The following is a 14552-nucleotide window of genomic DNA, read 5'->3' as shown; positions in this document are numbered from 1 at the left end:
CCGCAGGGGCGAACTCATGCTTTCAACCAGCACACGGGCAACGGCGCCGGCCGTTCCGCCCACCACCGGCCCGGGCGGCGCGATCCCCGCGCTGCCGGCCAACAGCCTGCAGCCGCTCGCCGGCATGCTGCGCTGGATCGTCGTCGCGGTGCTCACCGTCGCGGTCGCGCTGCCGCTCGGCTTCATCCTGTTCCAGAGCCTGTTGTCCGCGCCGTTCTTCGACGCGAACAAGACGCTCGGCATCGAGGGTTTCCGCTTCATCTTCACCGACCCGGACTTCTGGTCGGCCGTAAAGAACTCGTTCATCATCGCCGGCGGGATGCTGTTCATCTCGATCCCGCTCGGCGGCATTCTCGCGTTCCTGATGGTACGCACCGACCTGCCCGGCCGCCGCTGGCTCGAACCGCTGCTGCTCACGCCCGTGTTCGTGTCGCCGATGGTGCTCGCGTTCGGCTACGTGGTCGCCGCCGGCCCGGTCGGCTTCTACTCGGTGTGGTTCAAGGAACTGTTCGGGGTGCAGAACGTACCCTGGAACGTCTACTCGATCTTCGCGATCACGGTGATCGTCGGCCTCACGCACGTTCCGCACGTTTACCTGTACTCGTCGGCCGCGCTGCGCAACCTCGGCTCGGACGTCGAGGAAGCCGCGCGCGTGACGGGTGCCCGCCCGTTCCGCGTCGCGCTCGACGTGAGCCTGCCGATGACGATGCCCGCACTGCTGTTCGCCGGCGTGCTCGTGTTCTTCCTCGGCTTCGAGGTGTTCGGGCTGCCGCTCGTGCTGGGCGATCCAGAAGGCCACCTCGTGCTCGCGACCTACCTGTACAAGCTGACCAACAAGCTCGGCGTGCCGTCGTATCACCTGATGGCCGCGGTCGCGGTGTGCATCGTCGCGATCACGTTCCCGCTCGTGCTGCTGCAGCGCCGCCTGCTGAAGACCGCGAACCGTTTCGTCACCGTGAAGGGCAAGGCCGGCCGCGCGACGGTGCTGCCGCTCGGCGTATGGCGCTGGGTTGCGCTCGCGATCGTCGCGCTGTGGCTGATGCTGACGGTGATCGTGCCGATCTCGGGCATCGTGTTGCGCGCATTCGTGACCAACTGGGGCGAAGGCGTCGCGCTCGCCGAAGTGCTGACGCTGTCGAACTTCATCGAGCTGTTCGAGCAGGACAACCTCGTGCGCGCGATCATCAACACGCTCGGCATCGGCGTGATCGGCGGCGCGCTCGCGATCGGCTTCTACTCGCTCGTCGCGTTCGCCGGCCATCGCCGCCCCGACTGGGCGACCAAGCTGCTCGACTACCTCGTGCTGCTGCCGCGTGCGGTGCCCGGCCTGCTCGCCGGTCTCGCGTTCCTTTGGATCTTCCTGTTCGTCCCGGGCCTGCGCGAGCTGAAGAACTCGATGTGGAGCATCTGGATCGCGTACACGGTCGTGTGGCTCGCATACGGGATGCGGCTCATTCAAAGCGCGCTGCTGCAGGTCGGCCCCGAGCTCGAGGAAGCCGGCCGCAGCGTCGGCGCGACGCGCAGCCGCGTGTCGCTCGACGTGACGCTGCCGCTCGTGCGTTTCGGCCTGCTCGCCGCGTGGCTCCTGATCTTCATGATCTTCGAGCGCGAATACTCGACCGCCGTCTACTTGCTGTCGCCCGGCACCGAAGTGATCGGCGCGCTGCTCGTGTCGCTATGGGCGACCGGCGCCGTCGACCAGGTTGCCGCGCTCTCTGTCATCAACATCGCGATGGTCGGCGCCGGTCTCGGCGTGGCCCTGCGCTTCGGAGTGAAACTTCATGGATAAGCTCATCGTCGACGACCTGCATCTCAGCTACGGCGCCAACCCGATCCTCAAGGGCGTGTCGTTCGAACTGAAGGCTGGCGAAGTCGTGTGCCTGCTCGGCGCATCGGGAAGCGGCAAGACCACGCTGCTGCGCGCGGTGGCCGGCCTCGAACAGCCGTCCGACGGCCGCATCCAGCTCGACGACCGCGTGTTCTTCGACGGCGCGCAGCGCGTCGATCTGCCGGTCGAACAGCGTTCGCTCGGCCTCGTGTTCCAGTCGTACGCGCTGTGGCCGCATCGCACCGTGGCCGAGAACGTCGGCTACGGGCTCAAGCTGCGCCGCGTGGCGCCCGCCGAACAGAAGCGCCGCGTGCAGACCGCGCTCGACCAGCTCGGCCTCGGCCATCTCGCTGAACGCTTTCCGCATCAGCTGTCGGGCGGCCAGCAGCAGCGCGTCGCGATCGCACGCGCGCTCGTCTACAACCCGCCGGTGATTCTGCTCGACGAGCCGCTGTCGAACCTCGACGCGAAGCTGCGCGAGGAAGCGCGTGCATGGCTGCGCGAGCTGATCGTGTCGCTCGGGCTGTCGGCGCTCTGCGTGACCCACGACCAGACCGAGGCGATGGCGATGTCCGACCGCATCCTGCTGCTGCGCAACGGCCGCATCGAACAGGAAGGCACGCCGGCCGAGCTCTACGGCGCGCCGCGCTCGCTTTACACGGCCGAGTTCATGGGCAGCAACAACCGCATCGACGCACGCGTCGCCGCCGTCGACGGCGAACGTGTGACGCTCGCCGGCGACGGCTGGGAACTGCAGGCGCTGGCCCGCGACGCGTTCGCACCGGGCCAGGACGTGCAGGCCGTGATCCGCCTCGAACGCGTGCAGGTCGCCGACGGCCCGGGCGCGAACCGGCTGCAGGCCGATCTCGTCACGTCGATGTATCTCGGCGATCGCTGGGAATACCTGTTCCATTGCGGCGAAATGCGCCTGCGCGCGTTCGGCCACGTGCCGCGCGCGGCCGGCAAGCACTGGATCGAATTCCCGACCAACGACTGCTGGGCGTTCGCGAAAGCGGACTGACCCGCGCGGCGGCCTGCGCGCCGTCGCGCACGTCGAGCAAGGCAATGACCGGCTGGCCCGGCGAACGCTTTCCGGCGTTGGCCGCGACCGCGTCACACCCGTTTCACCCAACCCACAATAAACCAGGAGACACCGTCAATGAAATTTCGTGCAGCACTCCTCACCAGCTCGGCCGCCGCGGCCTGCATCGCCGCGCCGGCCGTGCACGCGCAGTCGTCGGTCACGATGTACGGGATCATGGATGCCGGCATCGAATACACGAACCATGCGGCACCGGAAGGCGGCAGTTCCGTCAAGCTGAAGTCGGGCAACAAGAATACGTCGCGCTGGGGCCTGCGCGGCGTCGAGGATCTCGGCGGCGGGCTGAAAGCCGTGTTCCGCCTCGAAAGCGGCATCGATCTCGCGAACGGAGCGTTCGACGACGGCCCCGACTCGATCTTCGCGCGCCGCGCGACGGTCGGCCTGAAAGGAAAATGGGGCGAGCTGACGCTCGGCCGCAACTACACCGTCACCTACGACTACATGCTGCCGTTCGACCCGATGGGTTACGCGCAGAACTACTCGTGGGCGACGTCGTCGATGGCGACGGGTGGCCGCAAGGACGGCATGTTCACGCGCTCGTCGAACGCGGTGCGCTACGACGGTGAATTCAGCGGCGTGAAGTTCGGCGCGATGTACGGCTTCGGCAACGTGCCGGGCAGCGTGAAGACCAGCTCGAAATACGACTTCGCGCTCGGCTACGAGACCGGCCCGTTCGCGGCAGTGCTGACGTTCGACCGGCAGAACGGCGCGGCCGACAGCGTCACGCCGGCCGATACCGTCAACTACATCCAGGGCATCCACGCGGGCCTGAGCTACGACTTCGGCAACCTTAAAACGATGGCCGGCTATCGCAACTACAAGCGCACGTTTCGCACCACTGCGGCGAACCAGTTGAGCGACACGTACTGGGTCGGCGGGTCGTACCAGTTCACACCGACGTTCTCGCTGATCGCCGCTGTCTATCACCAGAACGTCAAGGGCGGCAGCGATGCAGATCCGACGTTGGTGTCGGTGCGCGCGAATTACGCGCTGTCGAAGCGCACGGTGCTGTATGCGGCAGGCGCGTTTGCGATCGCGAAGCATGACCAGAAGGTCGGCGTTTCGCGCGATTTCGCGGGCTACGGCACGACGCAGGTCGGCGTGACGGCCGGGATTCAGCAGCGGTTCTGAGTCTGACGGCGGGCGGCGGCGCAGACGTTGCGCGCCGCGTCGCCGGGCCTCGACTGGCCGCCCCGCCCCTGGTTGTTGCACGAAACGCAGCCGGCGGTCATCGGGCGTCGCTTTCTCCGCGGCAACCAGCAGCGCCTGCGCGCTGCTCCCCCACAGACAGTCGAGCACGACATCCGCGCCTGTGCGGAAATGTGGCGCGAGCGCCCGCGCCGAGCAATGACGGGGCGCTCGCCGGCGCCCGTTACGACTGCTGCTTTCACCGTGGCTCCTTCAATCGGGGATCTCGATCGACGGTTCCGGTGCGCGTCAGCGTGCGTTCAGCCACGCGCGCAGCGCCGGATCGCGAACTTCCAGCACGTCGAACAGGCCAAGCGCGCGTAAGGCGGGCAATGCATCGATCGTGTCGACTTCCGCGCGCGCCCGGTCGGCGGGCGCGGCGTTCGGGTCGGTCAGCACCCGCGCGTTAACCAGGAACGCACCAACCGTGCCCTTGCGGATCGTCGTTCCGTCGGCCTCGATCCGGTCGGCATGGTCGGGAAGCATCTGTTCGGCTCGCATCGTGTCGTACTCCGGTTGTCATCGATGGCCGCAGTGTAGGCGCGCGAATCCGGCCGATCTCCGGTATAACGGCCATTCGATACCGATATCCGGCCATGTCCGATCCACTCCTGCCCGCCCGATTCGTCACGTCCGACGACGGCCCGTTCGTCGTCGCTGCCGTCATGTCGCAACGCGACCCGCGCGTGACGCCATCCCACTCGCATGCGCGCGGGCAGCTCGTCGGCGCGCTGAGCGGGCTGCTGACGATCGGCCTCGACGATCAGGACTGGGTCGTGCCGGCGATCCATGCGATCTGGATTCCGCCGCACTGCCGGCATTCGTTGCGTTCGTTCGGGCCGATTGCCGGCTGGTCGGCGTTCGTCGCCGAAGCGCGCTGCGCGGTACTGCCGGGCACCCCGCGCGCGATCCGCACGACGCCGCTGCTGCGCGAAGCCGTGCAGCGCGCGGCGAGTTGGGGGAATGCGGACCTGGATGCCGCGCAGACGCGGATCGCCGATGTGATCCTCGATGAAATCGCGTCGTCGGAGGTCGAGGCGCTGGGGCTGGTGCGGCCGCGGGATCCGCAGCTGATGAGGATCACCGATGCGCTTGCCGCGGATCTCGCGGACAACCGGCGGCTCGAGGAATGGGCCGAATGGGCCGGGATCAGCGCGCGGACGATGAGCCGTCGCTTCGTCGCGGAGACGGGGCTCACGTTCGCCCGGTGGCGTCAGCAGGCCAGGCTGCTGCGGGCGCTGGAGAGCATTGCCGACGGCGTGCCGGTGACGACGATCGCGCTCGATCTCGGGTACGACAATGTGAGCGCGTTCATCGACATGTTCAAGCGTGCGTTGGGGACGACGCCGGGGAGGTATATGGAAACAGGGCGACGCGGAGACGAATGAGCGCGGCCCTTGGCAAATGGGAAACCATGGGACGGAAGGCAAGCGTCCGGTAGACTGAAAACGCCTGCCGCCGTCATTCGTCAATACGTCCCATCCCCCTTCTTCGCCGCCTCGCCGCCGTTCCCCTTGAATCGCGCCGCCAGTCGCTCCGCACTCCGCGACAGCAGCGTTGTATCCACGCCGACCGCAACAAACAACGCCCCAGCTTCGAGGTACCGACGCGCCGCCGCCTCGTCCGCGCTGAGAATGCCCGGCGCCTTCCCTGCCGCCTTGATCGCCCGGATCGCGCCGTCGATCGCAGCCTGCACATCGGGATGCCCCGGATTGCCGAGATGCCCGAGATCGGCAGCGAGGTCCGCCGGCCCGATGAACACGCCATCGACGCCGTCGACCCGCGCAATCGCGTCGATCGCATCGAGCCCGGCGCGCGTCTCGACCTGTACGAGCACGGCCATCTCGTCGTTCGCGCGATGCAGGTAGTCCCCAACGCGATTCCAACGCGACGCGCGCGCAAGCGCACTGCCGACCCCGCGAATCCCGTGCGGAGGATAACGCGTCGCGGCCACCGCCGCGCACGCTTCATCGGCACTCTGCACCATCGGCACGAGTAAGGTCTGCGCGCCGAGGTCGAGCACCTGCTTGACGATCACCGGATCGTTCCACGGCACCCGCACGACCGCATGTGACGGATACGGCGCGATCGCCTGCAACTGCGCGAGAATCGTCGGCACCGTGTTCGGCGCATGCTCGCCGTCGATCAGCAGCCAGTCGAACCCTGCGCCGGCGACGACTTCGGCGCTGTACGGATTCGCGAGCCCGAGCCACAGCCCGATCTGCGCATCGCCGCGCGCGAGCGCGCGCTTGAAGACATTCGGCGGAATCTGCATCGCGCGCCCCTCACTCGAAATGGCACTGGATCGTCCCGAGCGGACCGTAGTCGACGCTGAACGTGTCGCCCGGCCGCGCCGCGCACGGTCGCGTGAACGAGCCGCCCAGCACGATCTGCCCCGGCTCGAGCGCGACGCCGAAACGCGCCAGCCGATTGGCGAGCCACGCGACGCCATTGGCCGGATGGTTCAACACGCCGGCCGCGACCCCCGTTTCCTCGACCACGCCGTTGCGCGACATGATCGCCGCGACCCAGCGCAGGTCGACGTCCTGCGGCCGCACCGGGCGCCCGCCGATCACGACGCCCGCATTGGCCGCGTTGTCGGCGATCGTGTCGAACACCTTGCGCGGCCGCTTCGTGTCGGGGTCGATCGATTGGCTGCGTGCGTCGATGATCTCGAGCGCGGGCACCACGTAGTCGACCGCGTCGTACACGTCGAAGATCGTGCAGTTCGGGCCGGCAAGCCGCTTGCCGAGCACGAATGCGAGTTCGACCTCGACGCGCGGCACGATGAAGCGCCCGGTCGGAATCGTGCCGCCGTCGTCGAAGAACATGTCGTCGAGCAGCGCACCGTAATCGGGTTCGTCGATCTGCGACGTGTTCTGCATCGCCTTCGACGTAAGGCCGATCTTGTGCCCTTTCAGCGTGCGGCCTTCCGCAAGCTTGAGGTTCACCCACGCGCGCTGGATCGCATAGGCGTCGTCGATCGTGATGTCGGGATGGTCGAGCGAGATCTGGCGGATCTGCGTGCGCGCGCGCTCGGCGTCGTGCAGGCGTCGGGCGAGCTGATCGATGAGGGCAGGTTCGAGCATGGTCGGATCGGGAATGGGGTTCAGCCGGCCCGCTTGTAGCGGGCATGGATGTTGTTGTGCTTGTACGAGCCGCTTTCGCTGAACTCGGTGAGCTCCATCGACAACGCGAGGTAACGTTTAGCGTACAGTTCGGCGAAATGCGCCTTGATCGCGTCGAACAAGGCGTCGCACGCGGCCTTCTTGATTTCGTCGCTGCGACCCGAGCCGATCTTCAGCGTTACGTGGACGAACGCGTCGTCCTCGGTGCCGTCCGCGACGCAGTAGTCCTGCAGCTCGATCGCACGCGAGCGGATGCCGCCCGTAGGGAACACGCCGCCCTGCGCGATCAGCGTCGCGTTGATCGTGCGCAGCAGCGCGGGAATGCGCGCGTCGTCGCGGATGTTCGCGGTGTACTCGACGACGATGTGTGGCATGGCAACGCTCCTGATAGGTGATGAGGCGCTCAGGCGAGCGGGAAGATCGCGTTGATCTGCCCGGTGCCGGAGCTCGCGAAATAGTCGGTGACGATCTCGACGGGCTTGTCGTAGCGATCCCAGCCGAGCAGGCCGAGCAGCATCGCCGTGTCGTGCATGCCGCCTTCGCCGTGGCAATGCGTGTTGTATTCGGGCAGCATCGCGCAGAAGGTCCTGAAATCGCCCTGCTTCCACAGCTCGACCACGCGCAGGTCGACCTGCCGGAAGAATTCGCGGCTGATCTGGTGGATCGATTCCTCGGGGCTGCCGTTGTCATTGAAGCGGTGCGACAGCGAACCGCTCGCGAGGAATGCGACATTCGAATCGCTCTTGCCGATCGCCTCGAGCAGCGCCTCGCCGAAGCGCCGGCTTTCGTCGAGCGTGTGCCACATGCACCAGCCCGCGATCGACACGACCTTGAAGTGCTGGTCGCCGTTCATGTAGCGCATCGGCACGAGCGTGCCGTATTCGAGTTCGAGGCTGTCGATCTCGTGCGCACGCGTCGCGATGCCGCGCGCGCTGGCCGTCTCGGCGATCAGGCGGCCGAGCGCCGGGTTGCCCGGATACGCGTACTCCATGTCGCGGATGAAATGCGGCAGTTCGTTGCTGGTATACGTGCCCGCGAACCGCGCATTGCAGTTCACGTGATACCCGGCGTTGACGAGCCAGTGCACGTCCGACACGACGATCGTGTCGACGCCGAGCGCGCGGCAGCGCTCACCGATCAACTGATGGCCGCGGATCGCCGCTTCGCGGCAGCCATGATGCCTGCCGGGCAACTCCGACAGGTACATCGACGGCACGTGCGTGATCTTCGCGGCGAGGGACAGTTTGCCCATCGTTAAGTCTCCGTATCGTTCTGGCGTTCTGGCGGTATTCCTGCGGCGAAACGACCCGCGCCAGTTACACGCCCCAGCGGGGAATGTGATGCGAACCCATCGAGATGCACACGTTCTTGATCTCCGCGAACACCTCGAAGCTGTACTCGCCGCCCTCGCGGCCGGTGCCCGACTCCTTCACCCCGCCGAACGGCTGGCGCAGGTCGCGCACGTTCTGGCTGTTCACGAACACCATCCCGGCCTCGATACCGCGCGCGAGGCGATGCACCTTGCCGACGTCCTGCGTCCAGATGTACGACGCGAGCCCGTAGGACGTGTCGTTGGCGAGCCGCAGACCTTCTTCCTCGTCCTCGAACGGGATCAGGCACGCGACCGGTCCGAAGATTTCCTCTTGCGCGATGCGCATCCGGTTGTCGACGTCCGCGAACACGGTCGGGCGCACGAAGTTGCCGTTGCGCAGATGCTCGGCGAGACCGGCCGGCTTGTCCGCGCCGCCTGCCACCACGCGCGCGCCTTCCTGCTCGCCGATCCGGATATACCCGGTCACCTTCTCCCAGTGCTGGCGCGTGATCATCGCGCCGAGCTGCGTCGCCGGGTCGGACGGGTCGCCGACCACCAGGTTGTTCGCGCGGCGCGCGAATTCCTGCACGAAGCGATCGTAGATCGTGCGCTGCACGAAGATCCGCGAGCCTGCGGTACAACGCTCGCCGTTGATCGAGAAGATCGTGAACAGCGACGCGTCGAGCGCGCGGTCGAAATCGGCATCGTCGAAAATCAGCACCGGCGACTTGCCGCCAAGCTCCATCGAATACTTCTTCAGGCCCGCGCGCTCCATGATCCGCTTGCCCGTGACCGTGCCGCCCGTAAACGACACCGCGCGCACGTCCGGATGGCGCACCAGCGCGTCGCCTGCGGTCGCGCCGTAGCCCTGCACGACGTTCAGCACACCCGGCGGAATGCCAGCCTCGAGCGCGAGCCGGCCGAGCTGGTCGGCCGTCAGCGGCGACAGCTCCGACATCTTCAGCACGGCCGTGTTGCCGAGCGCGAGACACGGCGCCGTCTTCCACGTCGCGGTCATGAACGGCACGTTCCACGGTGACACCAGCGCGCACACGCCGACCGGCTGGTACAGCGTGTAGTTCAGCATCTGGTCGTCGACCGGATACGTGCGGCCGTTCATCTGCACGCACACTTCCGCGAAGAAGTTGAAGTTCTCGGACGCGCGCGGAATCAGCTGCTTGCTCGTCTGTGCGATCGGCAGGCCCGTGTCCTGCGTCTCGAGCGCGGCGAGCATCGGCACGTTCTTCTCGATCAGCTCGCCGAGCTTGCGCATCAGCTTCGCGCGCTCCTTGGCGGGTGTGTTCGCCCATTTCGGGAACGCTTCCTTCGCCGCGCGCACGGCCGCGTCGACTTCGGCTTCGCCGGCCGATGCGACGTCGGTGATCACGTCGCCCGTCGCGGGATTCAGCGTCGTGAAGGTCTCGCGGCTCTCGACTTCGCGGCCGTCGATCCAGTGCTTGATGGTCATGTGCTCTCCTTCCTTGGGCGACGGGCTCAGCCGGCGCGATAGTAGTCTGCTTCGCCGATGATCGTGTTTACGAGCCGGCCGATCCCTTCGATTTCGGTCACCACCTCGTCGCCCGGCTTCGTGTCGGCCAACCCTTCCGGCGTGCCGGTCAGGATCAGGTCGCCCGGCGAGAGCGTCATGAAACCGCTGATGTGCTCGATCAGCGCGGGTACGTCGAAGATCATGTCGCGCGTGCTGCCGCGCTGCGTCTCCCGGCCGTTCACCGTCGTGCGCAGCGTGAGGCCGCCCGCATCGCCGATCTCGTCGCGGCTGACGAGCCAGGGCCCGAGCGGCGTGCAGGTGTCGCGGTTCTTCACGCGCAGGTTCGGGCGGTAGTAGTTTTCGAGGTAATCGCGGATCGCGTAGTCGTTCGCGACCGTGTAGCCGGCAACGTAGTCGATTGCCCGCGCCCGGCTCACGTTGCGCGCCGGGCGGCCGATCACGACGGCCAGCTCGCACTCGTAGTGCATGTGCGTCGCGTCCGCCGGGCGCACGGTGCGCGACCGATGACCGATGAACGTGTTCGGCCCCTTCAGGAAAATCAGCGGCTCGCTCGGTGCCTTGAACGCGAGTTCCTTCGCGTGGTCCGCGTAGTTGAGGCCGAGCGCGAACGTCGTGCGCGGCGCGACGGGCGGCAGCCACGTCACCGCGTCCTCGGCGATCACGCGCCCCGTGTCGAGGCGGATCGCGCCGTCGCTGGCCGGTTCGGCCGCATGCAGTGCGCCGTTGTAGATCACGCGCGCCGTCTTCATCGTGCTTCCTCCGCAATCAACGTATGCCGCAACGTGCCGATGCCGGCAGCGGTAATCTCCACCACGCTTCCCGCGCGGGCAAGCGGTGCGCCACCCGCGACGCCGAGCAGCAGCACGTCGCCCGCGTCGAACGACATGAACGCCGTCACGTCGGCAATCAGCTCGCGCACCGGGCGGATCAGTGTGGCGGTCGATGCGGACACCGCGGTGCTGCCGTCGATCCGTACCGTCAGGCCGATCGCGTCGATGTCGCCGAGCGCAGCAGCCGGCACGATCGCCGGGCCCAACGGGCAGAAACCGTCGCGACATTTGAAGCGCACGGCCGGACGGTAGTAATCGCGGTGCGGAACCGACACGTCGCTCGCGAGCGTGTAGCCGTGCACGTAGTCGAGCGCCTGCGCGGCCGGCACGCGCGTCGCACGCCGCGAGAACACGACGGCCACCGACGCGCCGATCTCCAACGCATCGATGCCCGCCGGCACCACGACGGCCGCGCCGTCGGCCGCATGCGTGTTGGCCGGTTTGATGTAAAGGATCGGTGCCTGCGGCGGACGGCCGTAAGGCGGCGCGTGAACGGCGTCGCCGAGCGCGTCGAGTGCGGCGCGCTCGTTGAGCAGCGCACCGTAGACGGTACCGATGGCGACCGGCAGCGGCAGTGCCGCGGCGGTCATGCAGGACAGCTCCATGCGTCATTCCCCTGCCGCGCGTCGCGGCGCATCGTCAATACTTAACATCTTAAGTAAACAATCGAACGCTCGCAACCTCGATTACCCTGACACACGAAATTCATTCCCACCGGCTGTTAAGATTGATGCGTCCCCGTCCTCTGCCCCTCTACCCACCCCGATGAACCGTACGCTCGACCATCGCAACCTGGCCATGCTGCTGCTCGAGGCCCGCGAAACGCTGATGTGCCTGTTCCGGCCCATTCTCAAGGAATTCGCGCTGACCGAACAGCAATGGCGGATCATTCGCGTGCTCGACGGCGAGCCGGCGCACGCGCTCGAAGCGGGACAGATCGCGCGCCGCTGCTGCATCCTGAGCCCAAGCCTCACGGGCGTGCTGGAACGCATGGAGCGCGACGGCCTGATTACGCGCACCCGCGCGCAGGAAGATCAGCGCAGGCTGCTGGTGAGCCTGACGCCGCAAAGCAGGAAACTGGTCACGGAAATCGGTCCGCGCATCGACGAGCAATATCGTCAGCTTGAAGCGCGTTTCGGCCAGGACGGCCTGGACGACATCTACCGGGCGCTCGACCGGCTGATCGAACTCGGCAGCGCGTCGTAGGGCCTGCCGCCGCCGGACCGCCGCGAGCGGCGACGAACCGGCCCCCGGGAATCGGCAGGCCCCGCATCGCGCGGGCCGTCAGTGCAGCGCGCCGCGCATCAGTTCTGTCACCGCGACGCCGCGCGACGTGCGCATGCATTCCTCGACGTAATCGATGAACGGCAGCGGCTCGAAATCGATTTCGTCGCGCACGCGGTGGTTGTCGAACACGCGATCGACCATCGCGAACTCCGCGCACCGCTGCAACGCGCGGCCGATCACGCGTTCGAGCGCCGGATCGGACCGCCCGAGCACATCGCGCACCACGAGCGGCAGTTCGGCCGGCGCACAGGCCGCGTAGCGCGGCGCGCCCGTCATGCCGGCCGCCTCGTCCATCGCGCGCACGATCTGCGCGACCTGCGGCGCCTCGTCGCCGGCCGACACGTGGTACACGTCGTGCATCAGCGTCGGCTTCACGGCCAGCAGCATCGTCGCGCGCGCGACATCGTCGACCGACACGATGTCGATGCGCGTCATCGGCCGCGCGGTAAAGCGCCGCGCCGCGTGCGCGACGCGGAACATCCAGAACGAATTCGGTGCGGGCCGCGTGCCGAGCACCGTATGACCGACGACGTGCGACGGACGCACGACGACGAGCGGCAGCCCGAGCGCGCGCAGGCGCTGCTCCGTTTCGGCCTTCGCTTGCAGGTAGTCCGCCGCGAGCACCGCGCCGTGCAACCCGTCGCCGCCCTGCGCCGCGTCGCCCGCCGACGCCTCGTACACGATCCCGCCGCGGCCCGCGTGCGCATAGGCGGTGCCGACGTACACGAAACGCTGCAGCTGCGGCGCGTGCGCGAACCGCTCGGCAAAGCGCAGCGAATCGGCGATGTCGGCCTGCAGGTGCGAACCGTCGGCCGGCGACGCATGGCCCGCGCAATGGATCACGTGCGTCGCGCCGGCGAGACGCGACGCGTCGGTGCCCTGCCACACGTCGCCGAGCGCACCGACGACCACGTTCGCGTCGCCGAGACGCGATGCCCAGTACGGCGCGAGCCCCGCGCGCAACGCCGCTTCGCGCAAACGCGCGACCGCGTGGGCGCGATGCTCCGCACGAACGACACACACGATGCGCTCGAGCAACCCGGCGTTGACGAGCGCCGTCAGCACGGTGCTGCCGATGAAGCCGGTGGCGCCGGTGAGCACCAGCCGTCCGACGTTGGCCGCCGCAACCGGTGCGCTGGCCGGCGACACGAGGCTCGTGCGCCAGTTGAGCGACAACGCGGTTTTCCAGATCAGCACGATAGTCTCCTTCGAAGAATCGGCCGGACGCCGCGGCCGCCCCGGATCGCGGAGCGGCGCACGGCTGTCGGCCGGGCCGGGGCCGACGCTCGCCCCGGTTATCCCGATCGGGCTGCGGCCCGCGATCGCGTCGATCGCGTCTCTGGCACGAGGCGGCGGCGGCCCGCCACGGACAGGCGTCCGCGGCGCAGGATCGGAAGATCCAAGTGTGGGGCCTGATCGCCCGCAAGTCTGTCCTGAAAGTTTCGTGAAAGTGTGCGGATTTGTATGCGAAATGTCGGAGTGTGTCGTACCGGCCGGGCAGTCAAATCATCGAAACGTCCGGTCGGGCAGCATGCGAGGGCTTCCGTGGCAGGACGGCCGATGCGCGTCGGGCCCTCGCTTCGACGCGACACTTCGACGCGGCCTCTCCCGGGTCATCGCATGTCCGGGACACGCCAGGTTCCGGTCGCGGCGCGCGGATCATGCTGCGCTTGCGTTTGCGCGCTCCGTCACGATCGTGGCGGATCGTCAGACGTCGTTTCATCGGGAAACGCCTATTGGTGCAATTCGGATTTATTGCGGATTATCACTTGCGTTTCACGGCAGTCTATCTAGACTGGTCAAACCAAAACGGTCGAATGTGTCATTTTTTTCAGGAGACGATCCAATGCGCCTCACTATTCGGATTAATGGCAGCGAGTCGGCAACCCGTCACTCCTTCGCGGTGCTCTGGGTCGATACCGATGAGGGGCTGTGGTCACGCGAGGCACACCAGGGGATCGATCTTCCGAGCTGGGGCAAGGTCCGGGACGTGGAAGGCGCAATGGCCCTCTGCGCGGCCGACAGCGGGAATGCCGTATGCCAGTTGAAGGGGCTGTCGTTCAGCGCGACGCAGCGCGAGCAAGGTCCGGCTGTGCTCGCCGGCGAGCACCCCGACGGCGCATGGCGTCTGCAGGCGGTCGATCGTTCCACGGCGGAGTCGGAATATCATGAATTTATTTCCGTCGCGCGATAGGTATTTTTGACGGCAATCCTCTGCGGTTTTCGGGTTTATTCCAGTTTCCGCGATATTCATTTAGATATTCACGAATAACGGCGCCTCTCTTCGAGGCGCCTTTTTATTTTCCGGACCCTTAATTAATCGGGGCCGGGTTAATCGAACCGCGGCGGCGGTAACGCTCCGCCCAT

15 protein-coding genes are annotated in these 14552 nt (G+C 67.1%); 6 read left to right on the top strand and 9 right to left on the bottom strand.

Annotation, left to right across the window (positions count from 1 at the left end; translation table 11 throughout):
• The first annotated feature begins 16 nt into the window (after positions 1–16).
• The 3 genes from LGM71_RS13040 (at position 17) to LGM71_RS13030 (ending at position 4061) form a co-directional block, all read left to right on the top strand.
• Positions 17–1789: an ABC transporter permease gene (locus LGM71_RS13040; protein ID WP_059679647.1), complete on the top strand. Its 1773-nt coding sequence runs from the start codon at positions 17–19 to the stop codon at positions 1787–1789.
• Positions 1782–2849 (top strand): ABC transporter ATP-binding protein, encoded by a 1068-nt coding sequence (locus LGM71_RS13035; protein ID WP_226115043.1) that lies wholly within the window; start codon positions 1782–1784, stop codon positions 2847–2849. The genes LGM71_RS13040 and LGM71_RS13035 overlap by 8 nt, the downstream gene beginning before the upstream one ends.
• Before the next feature lie 138 nt (positions 2850–2987).
• The gene (locus LGM71_RS13030) at positions 2988–4061 is read left to right on the top strand and encodes a porin (RefSeq protein ID WP_059599292.1); all 1074 of its coding nucleotides are present in this window, start codon (positions 2988–2990) and stop codon (positions 4059–4061) included.
• Positions 4062–4367: 306 nt separating this feature from the next.
• Here LGM71_RS13030 and LGM71_RS13020 read toward each other — a convergent pair whose 3' ends face one another.
• Complete coding sequence (locus LGM71_RS13020; RefSeq protein WP_124900711.1) at positions 4368–4619, bottom strand: hypothetical protein; 252 nt, start codon at positions 4617–4619, stop codon at positions 4368–4370.
• A gap of 95 nt (positions 4620–4714) precedes the next feature.
• On the opposite strand from LGM71_RS13020, the gene LGM71_RS13015 reads away from it, so the two are divergent.
• Positions 4715–5506: an AraC family transcriptional regulator gene (locus tag LGM71_RS13015; RefSeq protein WP_226115042.1), complete on the top strand. Its 792-nt coding sequence runs from the start codon at positions 4715–4717 to the stop codon at positions 5504–5506.
• An 80-nt stretch (positions 5507–5586) separates the two neighbouring features.
• Here LGM71_RS13015 and hpaI read toward each other — a convergent pair whose 3' ends face one another.
• The 7 genes from hpaI to LGM71_RS12980 form a co-directional block, all read right to left on the bottom strand.
• Positions 5587–6393 carry a 4-hydroxy-2-oxoheptanedioate aldolase gene (gene hpaI, locus LGM71_RS13010; RefSeq protein WP_226115041.1) on the bottom strand — a complete coding sequence of 269 codons (807 nt, stop codon included), beginning with the start codon at positions 6391–6393 and terminating at the stop codon, positions 5587–5589.
• A gap of 10 nt (positions 6394–6403) precedes the next feature.
• Positions 6404–7207 (bottom strand): 2-oxo-hept-4-ene-1,7-dioate hydratase, encoded by an 804-nt coding sequence (hpaH, locus tag LGM71_RS13005; RefSeq protein ID WP_059599288.1) that lies wholly within the window; start codon positions 7205–7207, stop codon positions 6404–6406.
• A 20-nt stretch (positions 7208–7227) separates the two neighbouring features.
• Positions 7228–7620 (bottom strand): 5-carboxymethyl-2-hydroxymuconate Delta-isomerase, encoded by a 393-nt coding sequence (locus tag LGM71_RS13000; protein WP_226115040.1) that lies wholly within the window; start codon positions 7618–7620, stop codon positions 7228–7230.
• A gap of 29 nt (positions 7621–7649) precedes the next feature.
• The gene (hpaD, locus tag LGM71_RS12995; protein ID WP_124900709.1) at positions 7650–8498 is read right to left on the bottom strand and encodes a 3,4-dihydroxyphenylacetate 2,3-dioxygenase; all 849 of its coding nucleotides are present in this window, start codon (positions 8496–8498) and stop codon (positions 7650–7652) included.
• Positions 8499–8562: 64 nt separating this feature from the next.
• Positions 8563–10026, bottom strand: a complete 1464-nt coding sequence (gene hpaE, locus LGM71_RS12990; RefSeq protein ID WP_059599285.1) for a 5-carboxymethyl-2-hydroxymuconate semialdehyde dehydrogenase — start codon at positions 10024–10026, stop codon at positions 8563–8565.
• 26 nt (positions 10027–10052) lie between these two features.
• Positions 10053–10817 (bottom strand): fumarylacetoacetate hydrolase family protein, encoded by a 765-nt coding sequence (locus tag LGM71_RS12985; protein WP_226115039.1) that lies wholly within the window; start codon positions 10815–10817, stop codon positions 10053–10055.
• On the bottom strand, positions 10814–11503 hold the full coding sequence (locus LGM71_RS12980; protein WP_226115038.1) for a fumarylacetoacetate hydrolase family protein: 690 nt from the start codon (positions 11501–11503) through the stop codon (positions 10814–10816). The genes LGM71_RS12985 and LGM71_RS12980 overlap by 4 nt, the downstream gene beginning before the upstream one ends.
• Positions 11504–11663: 160 nt before the next feature.
• Between LGM71_RS12980 and hpaR the strand changes: the two genes are divergently transcribed.
• Positions 11664–12104, top strand: a complete 441-nt coding sequence (gene hpaR / locus LGM71_RS12975; protein WP_059599282.1) for a homoprotocatechuate degradation operon regulator HpaR — start codon at positions 11664–11666, stop codon at positions 12102–12104.
• 78 nt (positions 12105–12182) lie between these two features.
• Here the strand turns inward: hpaR and LGM71_RS12970 are convergent, their stop codons facing one another.
• On the bottom strand, positions 12183–13382 hold the full coding sequence (locus LGM71_RS12970; protein WP_124623699.1) for an SDR family oxidoreductase: 1200 nt from the start codon (positions 13380–13382) through the stop codon (positions 12183–12185).
• Between the two features lie 649 nt (positions 13383–14031).
• On the opposite strand from LGM71_RS12970, the gene LGM71_RS12965 reads away from it, so the two are divergent.
• Positions 14032–14379, top strand: coding sequence for a DUF3564 family protein (locus LGM71_RS12965; RefSeq protein WP_124900705.1), 348 nt, complete (start codon positions 14032–14034; stop codon positions 14377–14379).
• Positions 14380–14552 lie beyond the last annotated feature (173 nt).

This window comes from Burkholderia sp. AU33545 (assembly GCF_020419685.1).
In the GTDB taxonomy this organism is placed as follows: domain Bacteria; phylum Pseudomonadota; class Gammaproteobacteria; order Burkholderiales; family Burkholderiaceae; genus Burkholderia; species Burkholderia diffusa.
Note: the sequence above shows the minus strand (reverse complement) of the source record. Positions and strands in the feature narration are given on the sequence as shown.